The sequence below is a fragment of the Streptococcus sp. ELY_86 genome (assembly GCF_058314495.1).
The window spans coordinates 354,434-380,191 of record NZ_JBZFUK010000002.1 but is presented as its reverse complement, the minus strand read 5'-3'; the positions used below and the strand labels follow the sequence as shown (position 1 = coordinate 380,191).

At 43.5% G+C, this 25,758-nt stretch carries 23 protein-coding genes and 1 riboswitch; of the genes, 19 read left to right on the top strand and 4 right to left on the bottom strand.

Going from position 1 to position 25,758, the window contains the following annotated elements:
• Positions 1-3: 3 nt before the first annotated feature.
• From AC4HAN_RS04750 to ribH, 18 genes are all read left to right on the top strand, one after another.
• Positions 4-705 (top strand): lantibiotic protection ABC transporter ATP-binding protein, encoded by a 702-nt coding sequence (locus AC4HAN_RS04750; protein ID WP_491091450.1) that lies wholly within the window; start codon positions 4-6, stop codon positions 703-705.
• Between the two features lies 1 nt (position 706).
• Complete coding sequence (locus AC4HAN_RS04745) at positions 707-1,456, top strand: lantibiotic immunity ABC transporter MutE/EpiE family permease subunit (RefSeq protein WP_491091449.1); 750 nt, start codon at positions 707-709, stop codon at positions 1,454-1,456.
• Positions 1,456-2,202, top strand: a complete 747-nt coding sequence (locus tag AC4HAN_RS04740; RefSeq protein ID WP_491091448.1) for a lantibiotic immunity ABC transporter MutG family permease subunit — start codon at positions 1,456-1,458, stop codon at positions 2,200-2,202. Before AC4HAN_RS04745 ends, AC4HAN_RS04740 begins: the two co-directional genes overlap by 1 nt.
• A gap of 33 nt (positions 2,203-2,235) precedes the next feature.
• A complete protein-coding gene (locus AC4HAN_RS04735) occupies positions 2,236-2,895 on the top strand; it encodes a response regulator transcription factor (RefSeq protein ID WP_491091447.1) in 660 nt (219 codons plus the stop codon).
• Complete coding sequence (locus AC4HAN_RS04730) at positions 2,886-4,268, top strand: HAMP domain-containing sensor histidine kinase (RefSeq protein ID WP_491091446.1); 1,383 nt, start codon at positions 2,886-2,888, stop codon at positions 4,266-4,268. The genes AC4HAN_RS04735 and AC4HAN_RS04730 overlap by 10 nt, the downstream gene beginning before the upstream one ends.
• Positions 4,269-4,439: 171 nt before the next feature.
• Positions 4,440-5,276 carry an ABC transporter ATP-binding protein gene (locus AC4HAN_RS04725; protein WP_491091445.1) on the top strand — a complete coding sequence of 279 codons (837 nt, stop codon included), beginning with the start codon at positions 4,440-4,442 and terminating at the stop codon, positions 5,274-5,276.
• Entirely contained in the window at positions 5,269-5,973 is a 705-nt protein-coding gene (locus AC4HAN_RS04720; RefSeq protein ID WP_491091444.1) for an ABC transporter permease, read from the top strand. The genes AC4HAN_RS04725 and AC4HAN_RS04720 overlap by 8 nt, the downstream gene beginning before the upstream one ends.
• Positions 5,974-5,998: 25 nt before the next feature.
• The gene (locus AC4HAN_RS04715; protein WP_491091443.1) at positions 5,999-6,220 is read left to right on the top strand and encodes a helix-turn-helix transcriptional regulator; all 222 of its coding nucleotides are present in this window, start codon (positions 5,999-6,001) and stop codon (positions 6,218-6,220) included.
• Complete coding sequence (locus tag AC4HAN_RS04710; protein ID WP_491091442.1) at positions 6,213-6,962, top strand: DUF3169 family protein; 750 nt, start codon at positions 6,213-6,215, stop codon at positions 6,960-6,962. The genes AC4HAN_RS04715 and AC4HAN_RS04710 overlap by 8 nt, the downstream gene beginning before the upstream one ends.
• A 13-nt stretch (positions 6,963-6,975) precedes the next feature.
• Positions 6,976-7,665 carry a CPBP family intramembrane glutamic endopeptidase gene (locus tag AC4HAN_RS04705; RefSeq protein WP_491091441.1) on the top strand — a complete coding sequence of 230 codons (690 nt, stop codon included), beginning with the start codon at positions 6,976-6,978 and terminating at the stop codon, positions 7,663-7,665.
• A 146-nt stretch (positions 7,666-7,811) separates the two neighbouring features.
• A complete protein-coding gene (gene argC / locus AC4HAN_RS04700) occupies positions 7,812-8,834 on the top strand; it encodes an N-acetyl-gamma-glutamyl-phosphate reductase (RefSeq protein WP_491091440.1) in 1,023 nt (340 codons plus the stop codon).
• A gap of 138 nt (positions 8,835-8,972) precedes the next feature.
• On the top strand, positions 8,973-10,166 hold the full coding sequence (gene argJ, locus AC4HAN_RS04695; RefSeq protein WP_491091439.1) for a bifunctional glutamate N-acetyltransferase/amino-acid acetyltransferase ArgJ: 1,194 nt from the start codon (positions 8,973-8,975) through the stop codon (positions 10,164-10,166).
• 133 nt (positions 10,167-10,299) lie between these two features.
• Positions 10,300-11,037, top strand: coding sequence for an acetylglutamate kinase (argB, locus tag AC4HAN_RS04690; protein ID WP_491091438.1), 738 nt, complete (start codon positions 10,300-10,302; stop codon positions 11,035-11,037).
• A gap of 65 nt (positions 11,038-11,102) precedes the next feature.
• The gene (locus AC4HAN_RS04685) at positions 11,103-12,233 is read left to right on the top strand and encodes an acetylornithine transaminase (protein WP_491091437.1); all 1,131 of its coding nucleotides are present in this window, start codon (positions 11,103-11,105) and stop codon (positions 12,231-12,233) included.
• 60 nt (positions 12,234-12,293) lie between these two features.
• Positions 12,294-12,425, top strand: a riboswitch (FMN riboswitch).
• Between the two features lie 304 nt (positions 12,426-12,729).
• Complete coding sequence (gene ribD, locus AC4HAN_RS04680; protein WP_491091436.1) at positions 12,730-13,803, top strand: bifunctional diaminohydroxyphosphoribosylaminopyrimidine deaminase/5-amino-6-(5-phosphoribosylamino)uracil reductase RibD; 1,074 nt, start codon at positions 12,730-12,732, stop codon at positions 13,801-13,803.
• Positions 13,788-14,396, top strand: coding sequence for a riboflavin synthase (locus AC4HAN_RS04675; RefSeq protein WP_491091435.1), 609 nt, complete (start codon positions 13,788-13,790; stop codon positions 14,394-14,396). The genes ribD and AC4HAN_RS04675 overlap by 16 nt, the downstream gene beginning before the upstream one ends.
• A complete protein-coding gene (gene ribA / locus AC4HAN_RS04670; RefSeq protein WP_491091434.1) occupies positions 14,389-15,564 on the top strand; it encodes a GTP cyclohydrolase II in 1,176 nt (391 codons plus the stop codon). Before AC4HAN_RS04675 ends, ribA begins: the two co-directional genes overlap by 8 nt.
• A 15-nt stretch (positions 15,565-15,579) precedes the next feature.
• Positions 15,580-16,053 (top strand): 6,7-dimethyl-8-ribityllumazine synthase, encoded by a 474-nt coding sequence (ribH, locus tag AC4HAN_RS04665; RefSeq protein WP_491091433.1) that lies wholly within the window; start codon positions 15,580-15,582, stop codon positions 16,051-16,053.
• Positions 16,054-16,137: 84 nt separating this feature from the next.
• On the opposite strand, the gene AC4HAN_RS04660 is transcribed toward ribH, so the two are convergent.
• Both AC4HAN_RS04660 and AC4HAN_RS04655 read right to left on the bottom strand, forming a co-directional pair.
• The gene (locus tag AC4HAN_RS04660; RefSeq protein WP_491091432.1) at positions 16,138-17,622 is read right to left on the bottom strand and encodes a carbon starvation CstA family protein; all 1,485 of its coding nucleotides are present in this window, start codon (positions 17,620-17,622) and stop codon (positions 16,138-16,140) included.
• 175 nt (positions 17,623-17,797) lie between these two features.
• Positions 17,798-18,520 (bottom strand): LytR/AlgR family response regulator transcription factor, encoded by a 723-nt coding sequence (locus AC4HAN_RS04655; RefSeq protein ID WP_491091431.1) that lies wholly within the window; start codon positions 18,518-18,520, stop codon positions 17,798-17,800.
• A 309-nt stretch (positions 18,521-18,829) separates the two neighbouring features.
• Here AC4HAN_RS04655 and ldcB point away from each other — a divergent pair, with 309 nt between their 5' ends.
• Positions 18,830-21,442, top strand: coding sequence for an LD-carboxypeptidase LdcB/DacB (gene ldcB, locus AC4HAN_RS04650; RefSeq protein WP_491091430.1), 2,613 nt, complete (start codon positions 18,830-18,832; stop codon positions 21,440-21,442).
• Between the two features lie 165 nt (positions 21,443-21,607).
• Here the strand turns inward: ldcB and AC4HAN_RS04645 are convergent, their stop codons facing one another.
• Positions 21,608-23,359: a LytS/YhcK type 5TM receptor domain-containing protein gene (locus tag AC4HAN_RS04645; protein WP_491091429.1), complete on the bottom strand. Its 1,752-nt coding sequence runs from the start codon at positions 23,357-23,359 to the stop codon at positions 21,608-21,610.
• Positions 23,360-23,975: 616 nt separating this feature from the next.
• The gene (gene nrdF / locus AC4HAN_RS04640) at positions 23,976-24,935 is read right to left on the bottom strand and encodes a class 1b ribonucleoside-diphosphate reductase subunit beta (RefSeq protein ID WP_491091428.1); all 960 of its coding nucleotides are present in this window, start codon (positions 24,933-24,935) and stop codon (positions 23,976-23,978) included.
• Positions 24,936-25,758 lie beyond the last annotated feature (823 nt).

Genomic DNA, 25,758 nt, shown 5'->3' with positions numbered 1-25,758 from the left:
ATAATGGATTATATGTTAGAGACAAAAGGTTTAACCAAGCAGTTTGGTCAGCAAACGGCAGTTAATCAGATGAACTTGAAAGTTGAACGTCAGTCGATTTATGGTCTGCTAGGACCCAATGGTTCCGGCAAATCAACAACACTTAAAATGGTCACAGGAATGCTGAGAAAGACATCTGGCCAGATTCTGATTGACGGACACGATTGGAGCCGCAAGGATTTAGAAAATATCGGAGCCTTGATTGAATCGCCGCCGCTTTATGAAAACCTGACAGCGCGTGAAAATCTAAAAGTAAGAACTTTGATGTTAGGACTACCGAATAGTCGGATTGATGAAGTCTTAAAGATTGTTGATTTAACTAATACAGGTCAAAAAAAATCTGGTCAGTTTTCCATGGGGATGAAACAGCGCTTGGGTATTGCGATTGCTCTGCTTAACCATCCTAAGCTCTTGATTTTAGACGAGCCGACCAATGGACTTGATCCTATTGGTATTCAGGAACTGCGTGAGCTCATTCGTTCCTTTCCTGAACAAGGGATTACAGTTATTATTTCCAGTCATATTTTATCTGAAATTCAAATGACAGCAGATCATATCGGGATTATTGCCAATGGTGTGCTTGGCTATCAAGATAAGATTCATCACGGTGAAAATTTGGAAAAGCTCTTTACTGATGTTGTCATGAAGTATCGGGGAGGTGAGTGAGATGCTGGGAATGTTTCAGGCTGAGCGCTTAAAACTGAAGCGGACGATGGCAAAAAAATTACTGATTTTTGGACCGCTATTGGTAGTGATACACGGTTTTATTGTGTCTCAATATTTGATTACGAATGCTTATAATTGGTGGTATGTCATGATTTTACCGGGGCTCCTGACCTTATTTGCTGCTTTAGTAAATACTTATGAAGAAAAAAAGTTACGTTATCGGGCAGTATTTCCTTTGCCAATTTCCTTAAGAAAATTTTGGACGTGTAAGATTATGACTTTGGCTTATTACTTGACTCTGAGCAGTTTCTTGCATTGTTTTGTTTTAATCTTGTTGAAATATTTTGTTTTTCCTAACGCTGGAGAAACTTATCCTATTAGCCAAATGCTTCTTGCTTCTATGGCCTTATTGCTCAGTGTGCTTTGGCAGCTCCCATTTTGTTTATGGCTGGCAAAGAAATTGGGCTTAATTGTCACTTTGTTAGTCAATTTCACAGCTAATATTATCTTAGGAGTTACTTTTTCGACGACCGTTTATTGGTTGTTGTGCCCGTATGCTTGGGGGATACGAGTGATGATCCCCATTATGAAAATATATCCTAATGGACTGAAAGCTGGTTCAGAAGCTGCGGCACCGTTATTAGCAACTAGTAACTGGTCCGTTATGCTCAGCTTAACTCTGGCGCTTGTCCTCTTTGCAGGGCTGACCTGGCTAACGGCTCTTTGGTTTGAAAAACAGGAGGTTAAGTAATGGTTAAATTGATTTGGGCAGAGTTTTTGAAATATAATCATACCTTTTTGCCTTGGATACATGTACTTTTACCAACTGGTATCGCTGTTTTAACGGCTGTCTTTGGTCTGGTGACACCTGCTTATTCTTGGGCAAGTATTACGAGTGGTTATTTACAGATGCTGGGAATTGCTTTTCCGTTAGTCATTGCTGTTATTTGCAGTAAAGGCGTTGAATTAGAGGCGGAAGCTGGCCATTTTCAAACTTTCTTAGCAAGTAGTCAACGAAAAATCCTTTATTTTGTAAAATTTGTCAGTCTTATCGTAATGGAAACTGTTGCTATATGTTTAGCTTTGACCATCTTTGGAATCTTGTATCGCTCCGATGCAGATGTCCCTTATCTTGTCTTTTATGCTTATGTGGGACTGTTTTTATTGGCGTCAACAGCTATCTTATATTTGCTTCATCTATTAATTGCGTTTTTATTTGGCAGTGGTGCAACAATTGGCTTAGGGATTTTTGAAGTCCTAGTTTCAGCCTTGCTTCTAACAGGCTTAGGTGATGGCATTTGGCAATTTGTTCCTTGTGCTTGGCCAGCACGGTTGATGGACACCTGGTTTAACATGTTGCAATATCCAGATAAAAATCCTGTCTTTGCTCAGCAGCTTCTCCTATGGCTGGAAGTGGCCTTCCCAACGACTTTGCTTGGTTTATTTTTCAGTCTTTTTTGGTTTGACAGATGGCAGGGACGGAGCAATGTTGAATAAAATATGTTATCCTAGTGAAGGAGGTTTCCTAGTATGACACGCATTTTGGCAATTGATGATGATGCAGATATTTTGGCTCTGATAAAAAATACCTTGCAGCTGCATAATTATTTAGCAGACACTTTCACGAGTGCTAAACAGGTTGACCGTTCGAAATTAATGCGCTATGATTTGATTTTACTGGACATTATGATGCCGGATGTGGATGGGCTGAGCTTCTGCCGAGAGATTCGCCCCTTGGTGGACTGTCCCATTCTTTTTCTGACGGCTAAGACACAGGAAGCTGATATTGTCTCGGGGCTTAGTTACGGAGCGGATGATTATCTGGTTAAGCCCTTTGGTGTACAAGAGCTGCTTGCGCGTGTCAATGCTCACTTGCGCCGTGAAAAGCGTGAGCGCCATGCAGCCTTGCTTTTGGGTAATGTCTATTTTGATTTATCCAGCAAGCAAGTGTGGGCAGGTGAGCAAGTCTTGGACTTGACTAAGTCAGAATATGAGATTTGCGAACATTTGGCTAAACACCGCGGTCAGGTTTTTTCAAAAGAACAGCTCTATGACTATTTGTATGGGTACGAAGAAAGAGGAACACCGGCTGCTATTGCTGAGCATATTAAAAATATTCGCGCTAAGTTTAGAGCTGCCGGGGTGGAACCCATTGAAACGGTCTGGGGGATAGGTTATAAATGGCAATGAAAAAATCAAGTCGTTCTTTAAAAATGATTTTCACCCTGTATTTTGCGACAGTCAGTTTGTCTTTTATTGCCTTATTGTGTTTAATTTGGCTTGCCTTTGTCCTAAGTCTCAATACTAACCTTGTCATTCCTGCCAATCAAACAGAGCAAAAACTCCAGCGCTTAGACAAAGAAATTAAGCAAACTGGTAGGTTTAAAGCAAATCGTTTGCCTAAAGATACAACTTACCTTTTGCTGACTAAAGACGGAAAAATCAAAGAAAGTAAAATGCCGAAGAAGCTGCAGAAGCAAGCTTTAGCCAGTTATTCTGGGAAAACGGTCAGCCCTGGCGATTACGGCTACTTTATGATTTTGAAGCCTAAAAATGAGATTGTCGTTGTCAACTATCAGCTAAAAGCCCATTATTCCATTGCCTGGATGAATAGGTATCTGCCTAATGTGAGCTTGTTATTCCTTATTCTGACGGGACTGGGAACCTTGCTTGTGTTTAGCTTAGTGACGATCCTCTTTGCCCGCAGACTTCAGCGGCAGCTGTCCCCGATTATTGCTGCTACGCAAAAAATAACTAAGCAAGATTTGGACTTTGCCATACAGTCATCTAACGTTAAAGAGTTTAATCAAGTCTTACATAGTTTGGATATCATGCGGCAGGCTCTGAGAGAATCGTTGCTGCGCAGCTGGCAATTGGAACAGGAGAAACAAGATCAAATAGCTGCTTTAACGCATGATATTAAGACCCCCTTGACTGTCATTCGCGGCAATACCGAATTGTTAAACAGCACAAGCCTGTCTGATCAGCAGCAGGAATTCATCCGCTACAGTTTGAAAAATATTGAGCAAGTAGAGACTTACCTTCAGCAATTGTCCTACCTGACTAAGAACAGAGAATTACAAGATTTCCATCCTGAAAAAATTAAGGTCGCAGCGTTTTTGGAAGAATTTTCCCAGAACACTCAGGCCCTTGCTGCAGCAAAAGCAATCAAAGTTCAATTTCTCAATGTTTTGTTTGATGTTCAGCTTACTGCTTATTGGGATAAAGAGTTATTGAAACGCGCCTTGATGAACATTGTTGCTAACGCTGTGGAGCACAGCCCGCAAGGAGGCTGTTTACAGCTGAGCTATGGTTTGCAGGGTGAGGCGGTAAGCATTTCCTGTTTGGACAGCGGAGCGGGTTTTTCTAAGGAAGCCTTGGAAAAAGGAACCCTGCAATTTTTCAAAGATGATAAGAGCAGGTCACAGGTCAATCATCAAGGTCTGGGCCTGACTATTGCAGATAATATTGTACGCCTGCACGGCGGCAGTCTTGAGCTGTCAAATGCTGAACAAGGCGGCGGTCAGGTTGATATTGTTCTGCCGCTTCATAAATCAAATTGAGGCCAACTAATGGTTCTCAATTTTTTTGACAAAAATCCTTTTCATTTTGACAATAATCATTGTCAAAATGAAAAGGAAGTGTTACAATGTAACTGTCAAATATCTTATGATTGCTTTGAGCAGCAAGAAGAAAAAATGACCGTTTACAAACTGTAACTAAGGAGGTTTAGGATGACAAATGTTATTGAAGTCAAAGATTTGGTCAAACGCTTTGGCAATCAGACGGCGCTGGATGGTATTTCTTTTGAGATAGCAGAAGGTGAGATTTCCGGGTTTTTAGGTCCGTCAGGCTCGGGGAAAACGACAACGATCAATATTTTGACAGGACAGCTGCTGATAGATGCCGGTAAGGCGATGGTTTTTGGCAAAGAAGCGCTTGATTTGAACAGCGACGATTTGGCACAGATTGGGATTGTCAGTGATACCAGCGGTTTTTATGAAAAAATGACACTGTATAAAAATATCCAAGTCTACAGCAAGTGGCATGGGGTTTCTAACAGCCGTGTTGATGAGCTGCTGCAGCGCATAGGCTTATATGAAAGCCGCAATAAGCCTGCTGAAAAACTCTCAACGGGGATGAAGCAGCGCATGCTTTTGGCGCGGGCTCTTATTAACCGTCCTAAGTTTCTTTTCTTAGATGAACCGACCAGCGGGCTTGATCCGGCAACATCGCGTATGATTCACGATTGGCTGCTGGAGCTGAAGGCGCAAGGGACAACGATCTTTTTGACAACGCATGACATGCAGGAAGCGACTCTTCTTTGTGACCGTGTTTCCCTGCTCTATCAAGGGAAGTTGGTTGAAACAGGACGTCCCAAAGATTTGATTCAAAAATATTATCAGGATAAGCGTGTCCGTATTCTCTATGCCGATGGGAATGAAGCAGAGCTGTCCTACAGTGAGCTGCCTCAGTTAGAACATGTAGGGGATATTGAAACCATTCATTCTTGTGAGCCGACTTTGGAAGATGTTTTCATCTCACTGACAGGAGGTAAATTAAATGTTTAAGCGGTTAAGGGCTCTTTTTTGGAGCCGCAAAGAGATGGTACTTGCCAATAAACCGATCATGGTCAATATTTTCACACCGTTTTTGCTGGTTTTGCTTTATCAATTTATGTATAAAGACTTAAAAATGCAAGATATGAATGAACTTATTTTGTATCTGGTTTTGCCGATAATCCCGGCTTTGATTGGTTATAACATACCAACTTTAGTCGCAGAAGAAGCTGAAAAAAACAATCAGCGCAGCCTGCGTTTGGCAGGTGTTAAGAGCTGGGAGTATGTGCTGGCCAGTTTGTTTTTTCCTTTTATTTTGACCGTGCTTTATCTGATTCTCTTGCCCGTCTACCTAAGGGTTGATTTTGCTGACTTGGGCCTGTCTTATGTGCTTATCATGCTTTTGACCTCTCCTGCTATCTTTCTGCTCTTTTTGATGGTAGCTCTTTTGACAGATACTCAGTCTCGGGCAACTATTTTGGCCATGCCGATTATGATGCTGACCTTCCTTTTGCCTTTATTTTCGATGATGGATAAAGGTATTGAAAAAGTCATTACCTACACCTACATGGGAGCCTATACGAAAGCCGGCACCGATTGGACGGCCTACCATTTAACGGATAAGAGTTTTTGGATTCTTTTGATATGGCTGCTGCTGTCTTTAGCCGGTGTTATTTGGGCGACAAAACGAAAGCAGATTATTAGATAATGCAAATTGTCTAAAGGAGGAAACCATGGCTTTCATATTGAAAAACAGACTCAAAGAACTGCGAGCCAGAGAAGGGATTAATCAAACAGAATTAGCTAGGTTAGCAGGTATTTCCCGTCAGACCGTCAGTCTGATTGAGCGCAATGAGTACACGCCTTCGGTTGTGATTGCAATGAAAATTGCCGGGATTTTCCACGAACCGGTAGAAGAAGTCTTTCGTTTAGAGGAGGATAAAGAGAATGGTTAAGAAACAAAAGGGAACTTTTAAACGAGCTGGAATAAGATTCCTCATCGGTGCTTTAATCGGCGGTCTGGGAGGAGCTTTAATTGGCTATTTTCATGCTTCCGGCCAAAAACTGCCCCTGTCTCAGAAAGAATTAACAGAGCTTCTTCTTGTCAGTCTGCGAATTTTATTTGTCATTGCTTTTGTTCTCAGTGTTTTTTACATTTTTCAAGTACTGCAGGCTTATAAAGATTACCAAAACAGTACAGATGATGAGTCGGAAGAACTCTACCGAACCATGAACAAAAGGCATTCTTATGCAGTGATTTATGGAGGCGTAAGCGGTGTCTTGGCTGTTCTTAGCTTAATTTTAGCCTATAAGCTGATATTTGCGGACAGCTATGCTGAGATGTCTTTTCCTTTTCTGGATTTTCTGGCGGCGATTGCTTCAGGCGCTTTGCAGGGTTATGTGCTCAAGGTTTACAATCGTATCCGCAATCTTAACATGCCCTTAGTTCCGACGCTTAAAGAATTAAAGAACAATATTATGCAGATGGATGAAGCAGAGCTGGAAGCCAATTACAAAATATCTTTTGAAATTGTTATGAATCTGAGCGGTGCTATCCTGCCGGGAATCTATCTTGCTTTGTTTTTGCTCTCTCTTTATCTGCAGAAGGTTGAGCTGTCCGGTCTTATGGTAGCAGCTGTCATCCATCTTTACATTATGGCTATGCAGTTTAAAATGACAAAAAGGTATTATAAATAAAAGGAGAATTTTTATGAAATTAGTTATTAATATCGTTAAAGTTATCGGTCTTATTTTTCTGTCCCTGCTTTGCAATATCACGCCCATGATTCTGCTGCAAAGGCAGTTCACATTGTCTCTGCCGCTTAAATGGGGACTGGGAATTGCTTATATTGTATTTATCGCTGCTGTTATTTATTTCTTATGGAAGGCGCATAAAAAGCACGAAGATGCAGCTATTGCCCAGCAAAAATTCACTTGGAAGGATTTTGGTTTTGCCTTTTTATTCTTTTTGCTGGCGCGTGTTGTGGCAATTGGAGGAACCTTATTGAACCAGCAGCTGAGCGGTCAGACTACAACAGCTAATGATGCCGGCCTGCAAGGTTTAGCTAATTTCTTTGCCGGAGGTTTCTTTTTATACACCCTCTTATATGTTATTTTAGTGGGGATTATCGGTCCGATCATCGAAGAATTGGCCTACCGTGCTTTTCCTAATCATCTCTTGTTTAAGCATAATCATAAAGTTTTAGCCGGTATTGTGACCACTGCTGTCTTTGCTTTTCCTCACGCAACAACGGTCTTTGAGTTTCTGATTTATGCCTGTCTTGGTGCCATACTTTATCTGGCTTATCAGCGCCGCGGCAATGTTAAGGACTCGATGGCGGTTCATATATTGAATAATCTTCCATCTGCTATCTATCTCCTGCTTATGGCCTTTAAATAAGTATAGTAGTTTATTACAGCCGATTTTCTGATCTGTCTGCATACTATTGCGGACAGATTTTTTTGTATTTTATTTATTTTTATTCTTGACTTATGTATAAATATACGATAAAATAATCAACATATTCAGTAAAGGAGAGATTAAGCATGAAAGTTTCAATCGTTGGTATTACAGGATATAGCGGATTAGAATTGGTGCGTCTTTTGAATCATCACAAGAAAGCAAAACTTGTATCGGTGTATGCAACCAAGGAGATTGGAACACGACTGTCTGATATTTATCCTTATCTGCGAGGTATCTGTGATTTAACCATTCAGGCCTTTGACAGTCAAGCCATTATGGAGGAAGCTGATGCGGTTATATTTGCCACTCCAAGCGGTGTTGCCAAGGAGCTGGCCGGAGATTTCCTGGCAGCGGATTTTCCTGTCATTGATATTTCCGGGGATCACCGTCTGCCTGCCAAGACTTATGAAAAATGGTATCAAAAACCCGCTGCAAAACAAACAGATCTGGATAAATTTACTTACGGGCTGGCTGAGTTTACCGATGTTAAAGGGAAGAAATTTATTGCCAATCCCGGCTGCTATGCTACGGCGGCAGAACTGGCCTTGCTGCCCTTGATCAAGGCTGGAGTTGCTGATCTGGACAGCATTATCATCGATGCTAAGTCAGGACTGACAGGAGCCGGCAAGGGTTTGTCAGAATCCAGCCATTTTGTCAATGTGCACGACAATTATGTCACCTATAAACTCAACCGCCACCAGCATATTCCTGAAATTGTTCAGGAGCTGCAGCTGTTCGATAGCGATTTTCAGCACCTTCAGTTTTCAACCTCGCTCTTGCCTGTCAACCGCGGTATTATAGCAACTTGCTATGTTAAATTAAAGACGGCTCTGACGGAGACTGAAATCGATAAGATTTATGCTGACTGTTATGCTGATAAGGCATTTGTCCGTATGCAAAAGAGTCTGCCGGAGCTTCACAATGTCATCGGTTCTAATTTTACAGATATTGGTTTTGCTTATAACGAAGTGACTAATGTCTTAACGGTTGTATCTGTTATTGACAACTTAATCAAGGGTGCCGCCGGTCAGGCCCTTCAAAATCTCAATCTCATGATGGGATTTGACGAAACTGAAGGGTTGCTGACGTCTCCCAGTTATTTGTAGAGATGAGTTTAGAAAGGAATGGAACTTCAAAGATATAAGCACAGCAGTATGACAGCTGATCAGAGGTAAGAGTTCTCAGATAGCTGTTCAGCATTTTAATGGGCTTTTAGATATTTTTAGGTTTCCAGTAGTTGAGTTATGAAAGTTATTGATGGAAATATAGCCAGTCCGCTGGGCTTTTCGGCAGATGGTTTACACGCAGGTTTTAAAAAGCGCAAAAAAGATTTCGGCTGGATTGTCTCAGAAGTACCGGCCAGCGTTGCCGGGGTTTATACGACTAACAAGGTGATTGCAGCGCCTTTGATTGTCACTCGAAATGCGGTCAAAAAAGCGCAAAAAATGCAGGCGCTGCTTGTGAATTCAGGTGTTGCTAATTCCTGCACAGGCGTGCAAGGGCTGGAAGATGCTCAGACCATGCAGCAATGGACAGCTGAAAAATTGGGTATCGATAGTGACCTTGTCGGTGTTGCCTCAACAGGTGTCATTGGTGATCTTATGCCCATGGAGACCTTGAAAAATGGGCTGTCCAAGCTTGTTGTCAATGGCAATGCAAATGACTTTGCTGAGGCGATTCTGACAACTGATACAGTGACAAAAACAGTAACTGTCACTGAACAGTTTGGCCGTGACGAAGTCACTATGGCAGGTGTTGCCAAGGGGTCTGGTATGATTCACCCCAATATGGCTACCATGCTGGCCTTTATCACCTGCGATGCTGTTATTTCAAGTGAGACGCTGCAGCTGGCTCTCAGCCAAAATACTGAAACAACCTTCAATCAGATTACAGTTGACGGTGATACCTCAACCAATGATATGGTTCTTGTCATGTCTAATGGCTGCACTTTAAATGACGAAATTCTGCCAAACACCCCGGAATTTGACAAATTTTCAGCCATGCTTCATTTTGTCATGCAGGAGTTAGCTAAAAAAATAGCCAAAGACGGTGAAGGTGCGACCAAGCTGATTGAGGTTGAAGTACTCAATGCTCCCGATGAGCTGGACGCCCGCATGATGGCTAAGAGTGTGGTTGGCTCAAGTCTGGTTAAAACAGCTGTTTTTGGTGAAGACCCCAACTGGGGGCGGATTTTAGCAGCAGTGGGTTACGCCGGAGCAGATATCGCTGTGGACAATATTGACATTTATCTGGGGACGATTCCTGTCATGCTTGCTTCAAGCCCTGTGGAGTTTGATGAGGAAGAGATGCAGGATATCATGCAGGCTGACGAAATCAAGGTCAGCATTGACCTGCATGCCGGTGAAAAAAAGGGCACCGCTTGGGGGTGTGATCTGTCCTACGATTATGTGAAAATCAATGCCCTTTACAGGACCTGAACTAAAAAAAGCTTGATGAGAGAGTAAAAGCTATAACCGGAAGCAAAGGAGCTGAAAAATTCCCAGTCTTATCTGTTTTCTGCTTATTCTTGTTTGAATTTTGTGAGTTTAACTGTATTTGAAAGGAAAATCCATGTCAGAAATCATAGTCATCAAAATCGGCGGTGTCGCCAGTCAGCAATTAGATTCGAGCTTTATTGAGCAGCTGAAAGCCTGGCAGGCTGCCGGCAAAGCTCTTGTTATTGTGCACGGCGGCGGCTTTGCTATCAACAGGCTGATGGAGGAAAAGCAGGTTCCCATCAAAAAAGTTAAGGGCTTGCGGGTGACCAGCCGTGAGGATATGACTTTGGTCAGCCATGCACTGTTAGATATTGTCGGAAAGGATCTAAGTGATCGGCTGACGCAGGCAGGCCTTGATAATCTGCAGCTGAAATCGCAGCTCAGGCAGCTGGTAAGAGCCGATTTTTTAGATAAGGTTACTTACGGTTATGTAGGAGAGGTAACTGATATAGACACTGCTCCTCTTTTAGAACTGCTCAAGGATAAAAAGATTCCGCTCTTGGCTTCTTTGGGCTATTCTCAAAAGGGTGATCTGCTCAACATAAATGCGGATTATCTGGCGACAGCGGCAGCAGCAGCTCTGTCTGCTGAAAAGCTGATTCTTCTGACAGATGTTAAAGGGGTCTTAGAAAATGGGCGTGTGCTGCCGGAATTAACGATTGAGCAGATTCCTGAAAAGATTGCAAAGGGCGTCATCACAGGCGGTATGATTCCCAAAATCGAAAGTGCTGCAAAGACCGTTGAGGCAGGCGTTGCCCAGGTGTTGATTGCTGACAGTTTGGCAGGCGGAACCTTGATTCACAAAGGATAAAAATGACTACCGGTAAAAAGGACAGGAAGGCAGCAGAGCTTCCGACAGTAACAGGAGAGGCAAAGATGAGTAAATTATTTCAAAATTATAAAAGAGCGGCTATTGAATTTGTCAAAGCAGAAGGAAATTATTTGTTTGATGCAGACGGCAAAAAATACCTTGATTTTTCATCAGGTATCGGTGTGACAAATTTGGGGTTTCACCCGCAGGTCAAGGCCGCTCTGCAGGTACAGGCTGACCGCATTTGGCATACTCCCAATCTTTACCAGAACTCTCTGCAGGAAGAGGTGGCAGAAAAACTGATTGGCGACCGCGATTATTTGGCTTTCTTTTGCAACAGCGGAGCCGAAGCCAATGAGGCTGCTATCAAGCTTGCCCGCAAGGCGACCGGCAAGCAGGAAATCATCACGTTTAAAGATTCCTTTCACGGCCGGACTTTCGGCTCGATGTCTGCAACCGGTCAGGACAAGATAAAAGAGGGGTTTGGTGACGGGGTTCCCCATTTTCTTTATGCAGATTATAATGATCTGGCCAGCGTCAAAAGTTTGGCTTCTGAACGCACTGCTGCGGTGATGCTGGAATTAGTTCAGGGAGAATCCGGTATTCACCCGGCTGAGCCAGATTTTGTCAGAGATTTGGCTGCTTTTTGCAAGGAAAAAAATATTTTACTGGTTGTTGATGAGGTTCAAACAGGCATGGGCCGGACGGGCAAGCTGTATTCTTTTGAGCATTACGGCATTGAGCCGGACATTTTCACATTGGCTAAAGGCTTAGCAAACGGAGTTCCTGTCGGAGCCATGCTGGGGAAAACTAAGCTGTCGGCAGCTTTTGGTTACGGCAGTCACGGATCGACCTTTGGCGGCAATAAATTAGCCATGGCAGCAGCCAGTGCCGGCTTAACAGTCTTAAAAGAAGAGGGATTTTTAGAAACTGCACTGGCTAAGGGAGAGTACTTGCAAGACCAGCTGAAGAGTATGCTGGCCGATAATCCCAAGGTCACTCAGATTCGCGGACTGGGCTGTATGATTGGGATTGAAACAAGCGCAGATTTGAGTCTGCTGCTTGCCTCAGCGCGTGCCAAGGGATTGATTGTGCTTACTGCAGGCAGCAATGTCATCAGGCTGTTGCCGCCTTTGACCCTAACCAAAGATGAGCTGGACCAGGGATTGGCTATTCTAAAAGAAGTTTTTGCCTGAGCATAGGTAAGTGTTGACAAATTGCTGTCAGCGTGTTATCCTTTAGGCAATTGAATAGATTTATTTCTTCGGGGCAGGGTGAAATTCCCGACCGACGGTGACAAGCTGAGCTTGAAGTCCGTGAACTGCGAGAGCGGTTGATCCGGTGAAAATCCGGAACCGACAGTATAGTCTGGATGGGAGAAGAAAATAAAAGAAGAGACTAGGCTTCCCCAAAGGGATGTTGCCAGTCTGTCAAGTGATACCTTGGCTGTTAAAGAGTCAAGTGTTCTTGCATACAGGAAGTTTTTCAGCTATGCAGGTGTTGTTGGTCTAAATATCTGTTTTAAAAAGCTGCTGTTAACCTTGCTGAAAACAGCATAGTTCCAGACTTCTTGTCAAAGACAGGACATGTTCAGATTAAGAGTGAATATTCTTCTGTCGGTCTTTTATGATGGTAAACCTTATCTGCCCCGTAATATTTTTACGGGGTTTTTTGTGTTGGAAAGGAGGCAGTATGGATGAACAGTTTATGGCTTTAGCTATTGCTAAAGCCATGGAGGGAAAATACCAGACCTATACCAATCCGCTGGTTGGAGCGGTTATTGTTAAAAATAATCAGGTCATTGCTAAGGGAGCTCACTTAAAATATGGCGATTATCATGCAGAAAAAAATGCGATAATGGCCTGTCAAAACGCCGAAGAATTGAAAGGGGCAACGCTTTATGTAACGCTTGAACCCTGCCATCATCAGGGCAAGCAGCCCCCCTGCACAGAAAGTATTGTTCAGGCAGGAATCACACGGGTCGTTATTGCCCAGCTAGATCCCAATCCTTTAGTCGCAGGCAGGGGCCGGCAGTTTTTAGAAAGTCAGGGACTGACGGTTGATGTTGGTCTGCTGGAAAAAGAAGCAGAAGCGCTCAATCCCCACTATAATTATTTTTACCGGCATGGGCGGCCCTATATTGTTTTAAAAAGCGCCATGAGTTTAGATGGCAAGATTGCTTTTAAAGGCAAACGGACAGCTTTGACTGGAAAGAAAGCCAAAGAGCTGGTTCATCAGGAACGCAGTGATTATCAGGCTATTTTAATCGGCAGCGAAACAGCTCTGCTGGATGACCCCGGCCTTCTGGCAGCAAAGAGCAGTCTTTTCCCACCGGTTCGTGTTGTTTTAGATCGGCGAGGTCGGCTGTTCAGCCACAGGCAGCTTCAGCTTTTTACTAACAGCGAAGCCCCGGTCTATCTTTTTAGCCAAAGACCTGTGGAAGATCTGCCTGCTCATGTCAGCGTTTTTTGTGACCCTGACTGGACGGTTGATAAAGTGGTTAAACAGCTGGCTAAAGAGGGTATTCAGTCTCTCTATGTTGAAGGCGGCAGCCATATTCACGATGACTTTTATGCAGCTGATCTTTGGGATGAATGGCTGCTTTACTTGGCCCCGATTCTTTTAGGAGGAGATGCCTTGGCCAGCATGAGCAGCACCAGAATAGCACAAACCCTGACTAATCTGCCTGATGTATCCTTAGAGCAGGTTGGTGAGGATTGGCGAATTTCTGCCAAAAGAAAGGAGGATCCATGTTTACAGGATTAATTAAGGAAAAAGGGAAAATAAGCCATCTCAGCAAAAACAGCCAAGGCGTTCGCCTGACCTGCCAGGTGTCTGCAGGCTTTCTTGATCAAATCGCTATCGGTGACAGTATCGCGGTTGACGGTGCCTGCTTGACCTGTGTTGCTAAAAGAGGCCGTGAGTTTGTGGTTGATATTATGCCGGAGACTTTTAAGAGGACCAATCTACGCTATCAGCATATTGGAAATGCTGTTAATATTGAACCTGCCTTATCAGCTGCCGGGCGCTTTGAGGGACATTTTGTGACCGGACATATTGATGCTCAGAGCCAGCTGCTTGACAAGAAAAGTCTGGGAAATGCTGAAATTTTAACCTTTTCGTACCCTCAGGGGCATGCTGGGGAAATCATTGCGCAAGGCTCAGTCGCTATTAACGGGGTCAGTCTGACAGTTGTGTCCTGCGATGAGGAGCGTTTTACAGTATCCTTGATTCCGCACAGCCGTGAAAAAACGAACTTGGGTCAGCTTAAAGCAGGCGACTGGGTTAATATTGAAACAGATATTTTGGGTAAATACATCAAAGCACAGGCAAGTGCTGAAAGGAGACGCCATGTTTGAAAAAATTGAAGCAGCCATACAAAGGCTCAAAGAAGGAGAACTGATTATTCTGACGGACGATGCTGATCGGGAAGCTGAGGGCGATCTGGTCGGTTTGGCCAGTCTTGTGAGTGCAGACAAGGTCAATTTTATGACGCAAAAAGCACGCGGTCTCATCTGTGCTCCCATTTCAAAGGAAATAGCTGAGCAGCTGGATCTGTCTGACATGATTGCCGACAATACAGATGTCTTCGGAACGGCTTTTACGGTCAGTGTCGACCATCATACCACGTCAACAGGTATATCCGCCTTTGACAGGGCAAAAACCATTCAGGCCCTTTCCTCGGAAGAAAGCAGAGCTCTTGACTTCAAGCGGCCCGGGCACATGTTTCCTTTGATTGGCAAAAAAGGAGGTGTTTTGGAACGGCGCGGTCATACCGAAGGGGCCCTTGATCTGGCCCGTCTGGCCGGCAGCAGACCTGCTGCTTATATCTGTGAGATTCTTAAAGAGGACGGTCACATGGCAAGGCGGAAAGATTTGGAGCAGCTGGCCCAAGAATGGCAGATGCCCTTGATTTCGATTGAAGAGCTGGCAGTTTATTTGCGTTTTAAAGGGGCGGTTAAAACCTCTCTGCCCACCCGCTATGGTTATTTTGACCTGACCCTTCTGGAAGACGGAGAAGGTAAAGAAAATCTGCTGTTAACCAAGGGCGATCTCACAAAAGAATCTGCTCCGCTGTTTCGGATTCATTCAGAATGTGCCACGGGAGATATTTTTTCTTCCGTGCGCTGCGACTGCGGAGAGCAGTTAGAAGCAGCCATGAAAGCAATTGAAAAAGAAGGAAGCGGTGCGATTTTGTATCTGAGGCAGGAAGGCCGCGGCATCGGGCTGAAAAACAAGCTGAGAGCTTATCAGCTGCAGGATGCAGGCCTTGATACCTACGATGCTAATCTGGAACTTGGCTTTGCAGCTGATGAGCGGCACTATGATTTTGCCAAGACCGTTTTAGACTATCTAGGATTAAACAAAGTCAGACTTCTGACCAATAATCCCGATAAAGTCCAGCAGCTCGAGGCTGCCGGTATAGAAGTAGCTGAGAGAATTCCTCTGCAGGTTCCGGCCCGCAGGGAAAATCTCTCTTATCTGAAAACTAAAAAAGAAAAATTTCATCACGACATTCAAGTCTGAGAAAGGAGAAAAAACATGACAGTATTCGAAGGACAGTTTCATTTTACCGAGGAAAAGAAAGTTGCCATTATTGTTGCACGTTTCAATGAATTTATTACCTCAAAATTGCTGGCGGGAGCCAAGGACAATTTGGAGCGCCACGGGCTATCCAAAGCAGCTATTGATGTTTACTGGGTTCCTGGAGCTTTTGAAATTCCCTATCTGGCTAAAAAACTTCTAAACAACAAGCAGTATGATGGCATTTTGACCTTGGGCTGCGTTATCCGAGGAGGAACCAGTCATTATGATCTGGTCTGCAACGAAGTTGCTAAGGGTGTTGGTCAGCTTAATCTAGAAGGCGATATTCCTGTAATTTTCGGGGTACTGACAACAGAGGACATTGAACAGGCGATTGAGCGCTCAGGCACCAAAGCAGGCAACAAGGGCTATGACACGGCTCAAAGCCTGCTTGAGATGATGTCTCTGACAGATCAGATCGAAAAAGCCTAGCTCACCTATTTACAAGAAAAAAAACAGAGTCAAAATCGTTATTCAAAAGAAACGATTCTGACTCTGTTTTTGTATGTTTGATTCTTACATATCCAGCGAGGTGTAATAACTGATTGGGCGCTGGTCATTTAGCAAGAAGGATTCGGGGTCTAAGCGGTGCAGTTGCTTTTGTCCGGAATGCCAGAAGAGTGCGATCAAAACGGCTGTAATCAAAGCTCCCAAGAGATAGGTCAGACCTGACAGCCCCATATGAAAACCAAGGGGTTCACTGAGAATATAGACCACCACAGCATAAAGCATGAAGATGCCCGGTATCAAGGTAACCCAGAAGTTCCGGCGTTTCAAGACCAGATAGCGCGTTGCAACCAAGAGACCGATAACGGCTGTAACTTGGTTGGCCCAGTTAAAGTAGCGCCAGAGCAAGTTAAAATCAACTTTTGTTAAGACGAAAGAAATCACATAGAGCGGAATGGTAACAGCGAAAATCTTAGGAAGCGTGTCTTGTTTGATGTGCAGATAATCGGCAACGATAGTCCGTAAGCTTCTGAAAGCAGACAGTCCTGAAGAAATCGGTAAGACAATAACACCAATGATAGCAACAGTTCCGACCATATTGCCTAAAAGCATGATCATGACTTTGTTAACAACGGCAGAAGCAGTACCGGCAGCGATTAATTGAGACAGTGTTTTACCATCAAACAGACTCATAGAAGCTGCAGCCCAAATCATAGCAATGACACCTTCAGCCAGCATCATACCATAGAAAGTAAAGCGACCTTCGCGTTCATTGATAGTGGTACGAGAAACCATCGGTGCCTGTGTTGCGTGGAAGCCGGAAATAGCTCCGCAGGAGATGGTGAAGAAAAGAGCAGGGAAAATAGCCAAGCCTGTCGGGTGCATGTTTTTGAAAGTAGCTGCCGTCAGATTAGGCATATCAAATCCGCCGGTCAGCAAACGAAAGGCAATAGCAGCTGTACTGATCATCAAAATCACACAAAAGGCTGGATAAACTTTACCAAGTGCCTGGTCAATGGGCAGTACGGTTGAAATCAGGTAATAGACAAAAATCAGCCCGACAATCCATGGCAGTCCGATGAGACCTTTTGGCAGGATGCTGGCAATCAGATTAGCCGGTGTGATGACAAATACCGTTGCGACCAAGATGAGCAGCAGCATGGAAAAGAGATTGATGACCAGCTTCATGGATTTGCCCAGATAGCGGCTGGCCAGTTCGGGCAGGAAAGCTCCTTTGTTTCTCAGGGAAATCATGCCGATCATGTAATCGTGGACGGCTCCTGCAAAGATACAGCCTAGGATAATCCACAGATAAGCGACAGGTCCGTACAAGGCTCCCATAATAGGCCCAAAAATAGGACCGGTTCCTGCAATATTGAGCAGTTCAATCATGGCATTTTTCCATTTAGGCATAGGAACAAAGTCATAACCGTCCCTCAAAGCCTCGGCCGGAGTCTTTCGGTCAGTGTCGATTTGGAAATTTTTTTCAATATAAGCACCGTAGGTAAAATACCCGACAATCAGCAGTGCTATACCTCCCAAAAATGTTATCATGGCTAATCCTCCTTTAGCGATGTAGGATTTTTATTTTTAAAAATTTAAGCGCTTACATGGTTTTATTATAACAATGAAAAGAGAATCTGAGCCGTTTTCAAAATGAATGACCTGATTTAGGACATGAATGGTTAGATAGGGGAGATAAGCAGCATGTTCCTGCAAAAAAGAACACTTAGGAGATACCTAAGCGTTCTTTTAAGGATTTAACATTAGCCCGGCTGACAGGCACTTTTAGGCGGTCAGCTAAGGTGAGCCGCAGGGTTTGGTTGAACCAAGGCTCAACGACCGTAATCATTTGCAGATTGACAAGGTAGGAGCGATGAACACGGACAAATTGCTCGCCTGGGAGTTTTCCCTGCCAATAGGCCAGAGAATCATGAGACTCATATTGCTTTTGGCTGGTATGGATAATGGTCTTGCCCTGCAAGGCTTCGATCATGATAATATCGCTGGCTTGAACCATATAAATGCGGTCTTCTTCGCTGATAGGATAGGCTTGCGGCTGCGCGTGTTCACTTGCTGCGTCAGTCCTTGTCCTAAGGCTCTGTCTGACCTTGTCCATAGCCGCTTTCAAGCGTTCAGGTTCATAGGGTTTTAGCAGATAGTCGCGGGCATTATTTTCAAAAGCCGTAATGGCGTACTGATCATAAGCTGTCGCAAAAATAATAATCGGCGGATCCGGCATTTTATTGATACTCTCAGCCAAACTCATACCCGAAGCTTCCCTGAGCTGAATGTCCAAAAAGGCAACATCGTAGTGCTCTTGCAGCAGCAAAGCCAAAGCAGAAGGAATATCGTCAGCTTCCTTGATGGATAGGTGTTCATCGTATTTATGGAGCAGATAGATGAGCTCGTTGCGCGCCAAAGGCTCATCGTCAACAACCAATACTTTCATGAGTTAGGTCCTTTCTTTTTGAATAAGACATAATATAATCTTATAGATAACTGTTTTATTATAACATAGATAAAGGCAGAGAAGCAGAGTTCTGAAATGTCCATAAAAAAGATCTTAAAGTATAATGGATAACCTTTAGGATGATTGTTGAAAACGCTGTCATTAAGTGGTACAATATTAGTAAATAAAACGTAACAAAAAAGAAATTATTGTAACAATGAGTTTTGGAGAAATATTTTCATTTTTAATACCAGATGAACTAATTGTTTATGCTTAAAAGATGGTAACAAAGAAAGTGGGTGATTAATAATGAAAAAAGAAATGTTTGCTGTTAAAAGACTGCGGTTTTCTATTCGGAAATATGCTATCGGAGTTGCCTCCGTTTTGATTGGTTCTCTTCTTTTTCTTAGTGGTGTGACTTTTGCGGATGAGCAGACAGAAACAGCTGTCAATTCACCAACAGTTGAAACTGTGGAAGACCACACCGCTGCAGCGGCCACCTCTCAAAGTACAGCACCCGCAACAGTCTCATCAGAACAGGTAACAGAAGCAAGCCACACTGATATCAGCAGTAACGCTGCTGAGATTTCAGATGCTGCCACTGCTAATAATGAACAGCCTCAAGAGCCAGTGGTACCTAATCAAGCGTCCACAGCTCGTGCTGCTGATCCAATTAATGCTAATCAAGTTAATCAAGCAGTTAAGCAAATCAAACAAGCAGTAGTCTCTCCTCAAGTTGACATTAAGAGACAAGAACAAGCGGTAAAAACTGTTAAAGCTGTTAATATTAATAAATCTTCTGCAGCTGCTCCTACAAAACAGCTTCCTAGTCAGGGAAACTATGTTTATACGAAACGCACACCAGTCAAAAATGAAGCTAAGGTTTCAGCACCAATTCAATTTTATGCCAATGCAGGTGACAAGATTTTTTATGATCGCGTTTTAAATCAAGATGGTTATCAATGGCTGAGCTATGTTTCTTACAGTGGAACTCGGCGTTATGCTGCGATTAATCAGCTGACTCAAAAAGCTCCCAGTACACCAGCGAAACCTCAGCCATCACCAGTGAAAAAAATTCCGGCTCAAGGACGTTACACCTTTTCAGAGCGAACCAATGTTAAAAATGAGGCAAGAACAGCCGCTCCAACCCAATTCTACTTTAACAAAGGAGATCAGGTTAATTATGACAGACTTTTAGAAAACGATGGTTATCAATGGCTGAGCTATGTTTCTTACAGTGGAACTCGGCGTTATGCTGCTATTAATAAGTTGGAACAAGCTCAGCCGCAAAAGCCGACAGCTTCTAAAGTTTCAGGAAAAATTAATATTCAAAACAAGACAAGTCAGGGATTTGATGTTCTCATCACTGATGTTTCCGACAGCAATGGTATAACGGCTGTAAAGGTTCCTGTATGGACTGATAAAAGCGGACAAGATGATATTGTCTGGTATAATAGCGTTAAACAGGCCAATGGAAATTATAAACTAGCTGTTAATATCAGGAACCATAAGAATGAACGCGGAATTTACCACATTCATCTTTATTATCTTGAACCGAGCGGCAGGGTGCAAGGAGTGGCTGCAGCTCAGACGAAGATAGCAGCTCCAAGTGCAATGGCTATTCCTTCTCAAGGTTCTTACACTTTTACACACCAAGTTAATGTCAAAAATCAGGCTAAACTATCTGCTAGAACTGAATTTACTTTTGAAAAAGGTGAAAAAATTAATTATGATAAGGTGTTAGAGGCAGAAAAATACCAATGGTTGAGCTATATCTCGTATAGTGGTATTCGCCGCTATGTTCAACTGGATCCTATTTCGCCGACGAAAACAACAGCAGATAAAGTTACTGGTAAATTAACTATTGAGAACCGATCATCCCAAGGATTCAATGTTGTGGTGAGTAATGTGTCATCAACCAAGGGAGTGATGGCAGTAAAAGTTCCTGTTTGGACCACGCAAAATGGGCAAGATGATATTGTTTGGTATGATGCTTCCCATCAGTCTAATAATACCTACAAGGTAAGTGTTAATATTGGCAAGCATAAAAATAATCGAGGTGAGTACAATATCCATCTTTATTATGTTCAAAAAGATGGGACTATGGCAGGAGTTGCGGCTACTAAAACGACTGTTGAATCTCCAACATCAAAATCTGTAACCTATAATGGCTCTTATTACAGCATTAAAGGCAAATATGATGAAATTGTTATTGTTAATAAAAAGTACCCATTATCAGCTAGTTATAACCCTGGTGAAAACCCAACAGCCAAAGCCGCTTTTATCCGTCTCAGAGATGATATGATTGCCCAAGGTTACAATGTTGGAAAATCTTATAGTGGTTTTAGGACATATGATTATCAAAAAAATTTATATCAAAGTTATGTTAACCGTGATGGCAAGGCCGCTGCAGATCGCTATTCAGCAAGACCGGGCTACAGTGAACATCAAACAGGCTTAACCTTTGATTTGACTGATAAATCGGGTAACCTTTTGGAAGATAAATCAGCAAGCAATTGTCTTAAAAATAATGCTCACAATTACGGCTTTGTTGTTCGTTACCAACCAGGAAAGGAATCCGTTACAGGCTATATGCCTGAAGCTTGGCATATCCGTTATATAGGGGAAGAAGCCAAGGAAATTTATCAGTCTGGTTTGAGTTTAGAGGAATATTATGGCTTTGAAGGAGGCGGTTATAAAGCAGAATCTGCAGCAGTAGAACCGACTATCCCGTCTCAAGGAAGCTACCGTTTCACAAAGCGTTCTTCTGTCAAGGCAGAGCCAAAGCAGTCCAGTCCAGAAATTGCCTATTATAATGCAGGACAAACTGTTAATTATGATAAAGTCGTAAATTCCGATGGTCTTACTTGGATTTCTTATGTTGCGTTTAGCGGTAATCGACGATACATTGCTATTAATTGATAAGGTAGCTGTAAAAGAATTTGGCTGAAATCTCCAATCAAATTTCGCAAGGGAAGCTAGTAACGAGTTGAGAGCAATGGGGCTTGAACAAAGTGTAAGCCAGCGCCTAAAGACGCTGGCTTATTTTATGGGCTTATGATTCTTATTCAAAACGGGTGGTTATTATTATGTGACTTTCTCTTCTGTTAAGGGAACAGCAACGTAAACGCTTGTTCCGTCGGGTGATGATTGAAAACTAAGGCTGGCTTCGTGTCCGTAGATGAGGGTCAGACGGCGGGAGAGGTTTTCCAAGGCTGAGCCTGAACCTTCGGCTGATTCCTGCTGAACCTTGCCCAGCGTTTTTAACTTGTCGGCTGGAATACCCTGCCCATTGTCCTCAACGGTAATGTGAAGCATCTGTTCCTTGCGTTCAATCAAGACACGCAGATGATTGTCGGTCTTAGATTGTTTAAAAGCGTGCTTGTAGGCATTTTCAACCAATACTTGCAAGGTAAAAGGCGGAATCAAGACTTTGCCGTCTCGATTTTCATCAACTATTATGTGATAGTGGACCTTGTCTGGGAATCGGGCTTCCTCCAAGGCAAGGTAGGCATTGACCTGCATGATTTCCTGACTTAAAGGAATGACATTTTGGCGGGCTCCCTGCAGGTTGCCCCGCAGAAATTTGCTGAGCTCTTTAAGGAGGTGACGGGCTTTTTCACCGTCCATGCGGATGAGGGCCAAAATAGTGTTTAAGGCATTAAAGAGGAAATGCGGATTGACCTGAGCCTGTAGGGATTTCATTTCTGCATCCTGCAGCAGATGGGCGGCCGCCTCGGCCTGCCCCAGAGCCAGCTGTGTTGAAAAGATATTGCCCAACCCCTCAGCGACTTCCTGTTCCACATAGCTCATTTTGTGGTTTCCTGAAAAATAGAGCTTTAGCGTTCCGACCGTTTCATTTTGAATTTTCAAAGGAATGACAATAGCTGAGGTGAGGGTGCAGCCTTCGTGGTCGCATTCGATTTCGCTGCGGTCTTTGGCAATGCAGATGCTGCCGGTTTCAATCGCCCGCTTGGCTAGTTTTGTCAAAATTTTAATATTGGGAACATGGTGATCGGCGCCTGCTCCGACATAGGCCAAAATAGTGTCTCTGTTAGTCAGACTGACAGCCGCAACCCGCATGTACTGATGGATAATTTCAGCAACCGGCTGACAGGACTGAAAACTGAGCCCCTGCCGCAAATATGGCAGGGTTTCATTGGCCAGTTTTAAGACATCATGCGTCTGGACAGCTCTGGCCTGTTCTTCCAGCTGCTGAGTTGAGGTGATGATGGAAATGAAAATACCAACTCCCAGCGTATTGGCAAAAATCATGGGCAGTCCGATGAAGCGGACCAATTCCCAAGACTGATGAAAGTCGGAGCTGAAAATCAAGATGCAGATCATCTGCAAAACTTCCATAGACATGCCGACAAACATGGCCTGTCTGATTGTAACCATGGGCCGCTGCCTGCGGAAATATTTCCCCAGCAAGCCCGAGCACAGCCCGATTAAGAGTGACGAAATGATGTAAATGTAAGGGGCCAGTCCGCCCTGCCAGTATCGAAATAAAACCGAGATGGCACCGACGAAAACGCCGACCACAGGCCCTCCGATCAAGCCGGCCACACCGATTGTCAGCACCCGGGTATTGGCAACAGAAGAGTGCTGGGCAATCTTGCCCAGAGTTTGGTTGACGATGGCTAAATTAGACTGGATTTCCACACCGGTAAAATTTGAAATAATGGCGAAAAAGCTAAACAAGAGCAGTAAAATCAGCTGGTGCTTTTTAACCTCAGGATGGTTGAGTGTTTGCTTGATAAAGGGAACATGAACAAACGCATAGGCCAGCAAAATAATCAGGCCTGCCCGCTCCATCATAATCAAGAATAAAATCATATCGTGCCTCCGCTGAAAGATTCTTTTTCATTATAACACATAAAAACAAAAATGAATGTGCCCTGTCAAAAACGAGCCTCTTGGCTGAACAGAAAAAACAAAAAGCCAGAACAGTGATTCTGGCTTCAGACTGAAGAAAAAGTCTATTTTCTCAAAAAGTAATATTTTGTTATGATACCTTCCTTAGGTAGCACGGACGGCAAAACCAAACGCCAAGGCTATAGCTCTTGACTAGGTTTTGCATTAGATTGCCGTTAGAAATAGTATCGATTTCTAACGGCAATCGTCACAGCGACTTCCTTCGGAATTCCATATCTAGATTTTGAGCCTAGGTCTCAAAATCTCCGAGAGGCAGAAATTCAATGTTTCTGCCTCTTTTGCTACATCGGAAGGTATCAGGGTTAGGATTCTTTCATTTTCTATATCATCTTATAAAAAATGAAAAGTGATACTATTCTATGATAAAATTTTAGAGAGAATTTAGTTTTGGAAGTTTGTCTACAATCTGAAAGCCAGAACAGTGATTCTGGCTTTTCCTATGTTTGAACAGCAGCTAAGCTGGGCTTAATAGAGGTGCCTCAGATCTTACAGCTAAACTTATTTCTCCTGTGGCTTTTTACAAACCGTAGCTGTAATCATCGTCCTGCATGGACTCAACAGTACCGAGAAGATAGCCGTTTCCGACCTGACTGAAGAAGTCATGGTTGGAGGTTCCGGTTGAAATACCGTTCATGACGATCGGATTAACATCATCAGCTGTATCAGGGAACAGCGGATCCTGCCCCAGATTCATCAGAGCCTTGTTAGCATTGTAGCGCAGGAAAGTTTTCACTTCCTCAGTCCAGCCGACACCGTCGTAAAGCGTTTCGGTGTAGCCTTCTTCATTTTCATAGAGTTTGTAGAGAAGGTCATACATCCAGTCACGGAATTTATCCTGTTCTTCTTCAGACAGTTCGTTAAAACCAAGCTGGAATTTGTAGCCGATGTAGGTGCCGTGAACGGATTCGTCACGGATAATCAGCTTGATGATTTCAGCCACGTTGGCCAACTTGTTGTTACCCAGATAGTAGAGCGGTGTGAAGAAACCTGAATAAAAAAGGAAGGTTTCAAGGAAGACGCTGGCAACTTTCTTTTCCAGAGGATTGCCTTTAAGATAGATTTCGTTGATGATTTCAGCTTTTCCTTGCAGGTATTCGTTGTTGTTGGTCCACTCGAAAATAGCATCAATTTCTGATTTTGTGTTCAGGGTTGAAAAGATGGATGAGTAGGATTTGGCGTGGACAGACTCCATGAATTGAATGTTATTAAAAACAGCCTCTTCATGAGCGGTACGCACGTCGTGGCGCAGAGCCTCAACACCTGATTCAGACTGCAGGGTGTCAAGCAAGGTCAGGCCGCCAAAAACTTTGCCGACCAAATCTTTTTCCTGAGCCGAAAGCTTGCGCCAGTCATCCAAGTCGTTGGAAAGCGGAATCCGCGTATCCAGCCAGAATTGTTCAGTCAGTTTTTCCCAAGTTGATTTATCAATAACGTCTTCAATAGCATTCCAGTTTATTGCTTTGTAATAAGTAGTCATCTTAGTTATTCCTTATAAATGATGTATAGTGCTGTACAGGGAAGAGCTTGCTTTGTATTTTAGCAGATTCTGTGTGAAAATTGAGAGCTTTTGTATCAAACAGATATGAGATTCAGCTTTGCCAATGAGTTCAGTCCCAAACCTGCTTGAAATTACGAGCCGTTGCCCTAACGATTGCCGTGTAAGATTTAAGAACTCTAGTTTCAAGTTTGTCCAAAGTTACGACACGCAGCAGAAGGTGTCGATAATACAGCTTCTGCGAAGTTAGTAAGTGAACCAGCCAAACCGCCGATAGCGGTTGGCGTGTCTAACATAAAGAGCTTTAGCTCCAAGTTTACTGAAAGTTACGACACGTAGCAGAAGGTGTCGATAATACAGCTTCTACGAAGTTAGTAAGTGAACTAGCCAAACCGCCGATAGCGGTTGGCGTGCCAAACATAGGAGCTTTAGCTCCAAGTTTATTGAAAGTTACGACACGCAGTAGAAGGTGTCGATAATACAGCTTCTGCGAAGTTAGTAAGTGAACTAGCCAAACCGCCGATAGCGGTTGGCGTGTCAAACATAGGAGCTTCAGCTCCAAGTTTATTGAAAGTTACGACACGCAGCAGAAGGTGTCGATAATACAGCTTCTGCGAAGTTAGTAAGTGAACTAGCCAAACCGCCGATAGCGGTTGGCGTGTCAAACATAGGAGCTTCAGCTCCAAGTTTATTGAAAGTTACGACACGCAGCAGAAGGTGTCGATAATACAGCTTCTGCGAAGTTAGTAAGTGAACTAGCCAAACCGCCGATAGCGGTTGGCGTGTCAAACATAGGAGCTTTAGC

Coding starts and splice junctions, on each gene's coding strand:
- AC4HAN_RS04750 (WP_491091450.1), top strand. CDS start 4: ATGGATTATATGTTAGAGACAAAAGGTTTAACCAAGCAGTTTGGTCAG.
- AC4HAN_RS04745 (WP_491091449.1), top strand. CDS start 707: ATGCTGGGAATGTTTCAGGCTGAGCGCTTAAAACTGAAGCGGACGATG.
- AC4HAN_RS04740 (WP_491091448.1), top strand. CDS start 1,456: ATGGTTAAATTGATTTGGGCAGAGTTTTTGAAATATAATCATACCTTT.
- AC4HAN_RS04735 (WP_491091447.1), top strand. CDS start 2,236: ATGACACGCATTTTGGCAATTGATGATGATGCAGATATTTTGGCTCTG.
- AC4HAN_RS04730 (WP_491091446.1), top strand. CDS start 2,886: ATGGCAATGAAAAAATCAAGTCGTTCTTTAAAAATGATTTTCACCCTG.
- AC4HAN_RS04725 (WP_491091445.1), top strand. CDS start 4,440: ATGACAAATGTTATTGAAGTCAAAGATTTGGTCAAACGCTTTGGCAAT.
- AC4HAN_RS04720 (WP_491091444.1), top strand. CDS start 5,269: ATGTTTAAGCGGTTAAGGGCTCTTTTTTGGAGCCGCAAAGAGATGGTA.
- AC4HAN_RS04715 (WP_491091443.1), top strand. CDS start 5,999: ATGGCTTTCATATTGAAAAACAGACTCAAAGAACTGCGAGCCAGAGAA.
- AC4HAN_RS04710 (WP_491091442.1), top strand. CDS start 6,213: ATGGTTAAGAAACAAAAGGGAACTTTTAAACGAGCTGGAATAAGATTC.
- AC4HAN_RS04705 (WP_491091441.1), top strand. CDS start 6,976: ATGAAATTAGTTATTAATATCGTTAAAGTTATCGGTCTTATTTTTCTG.
- argC (WP_491091440.1), top strand. CDS start 7,812: ATGAAAGTTTCAATCGTTGGTATTACAGGATATAGCGGATTAGAATTG.
- argJ (WP_491091439.1), top strand. CDS start 8,973: ATGAAAGTTATTGATGGAAATATAGCCAGTCCGCTGGGCTTTTCGGCA.
- argB (WP_491091438.1), top strand. CDS start 10,300: ATGTCAGAAATCATAGTCATCAAAATCGGCGGTGTCGCCAGTCAGCAA.
- AC4HAN_RS04685 (WP_491091437.1), top strand. CDS start 11,103: ATGAGTAAATTATTTCAAAATTATAAAAGAGCGGCTATTGAATTTGTC.
- ribD (WP_491091436.1), top strand. CDS start 12,730: ATGGATGAACAGTTTATGGCTTTAGCTATTGCTAAAGCCATGGAGGGA.
- AC4HAN_RS04675 (WP_491091435.1), top strand. CDS start 13,788: ATGTTTACAGGATTAATTAAGGAAAAAGGGAAAATAAGCCATCTCAGC.
- ribA (WP_491091434.1), top strand. CDS start 14,389: ATGTTTGAAAAAATTGAAGCAGCCATACAAAGGCTCAAAGAAGGAGAA.
- ribH (WP_491091433.1), top strand. CDS start 15,580: ATGACAGTATTCGAAGGACAGTTTCATTTTACCGAGGAAAAGAAAGTT.
- AC4HAN_RS04660 (WP_491091432.1), bottom strand. CDS start 17,622: ATGATAACATTTTTGGGAGGTATAGCACTGCTGATTGTCGGGTATTTT.
- AC4HAN_RS04655 (WP_491091431.1), bottom strand. CDS start 18,520: ATGAAAGTATTGGTTGTTGACGATGAGCCTTTGGCGCGCAACGAGCTC.
- ldcB (WP_491091430.1), top strand. CDS start 18,830: ATGAAAAAAGAAATGTTTGCTGTTAAAAGACTGCGGTTTTCTATTCGG.
- AC4HAN_RS04645 (WP_491091429.1), bottom strand. CDS start 23,359: ATGATTTTATTCTTGATTATGATGGAGCGGGCAGGCCTGATTATTTTG.
- nrdF (WP_491091428.1), bottom strand. CDS start 24,935: ATGACTACTTATTACAAAGCAATAAACTGGAATGCTATTGAAGACGTT.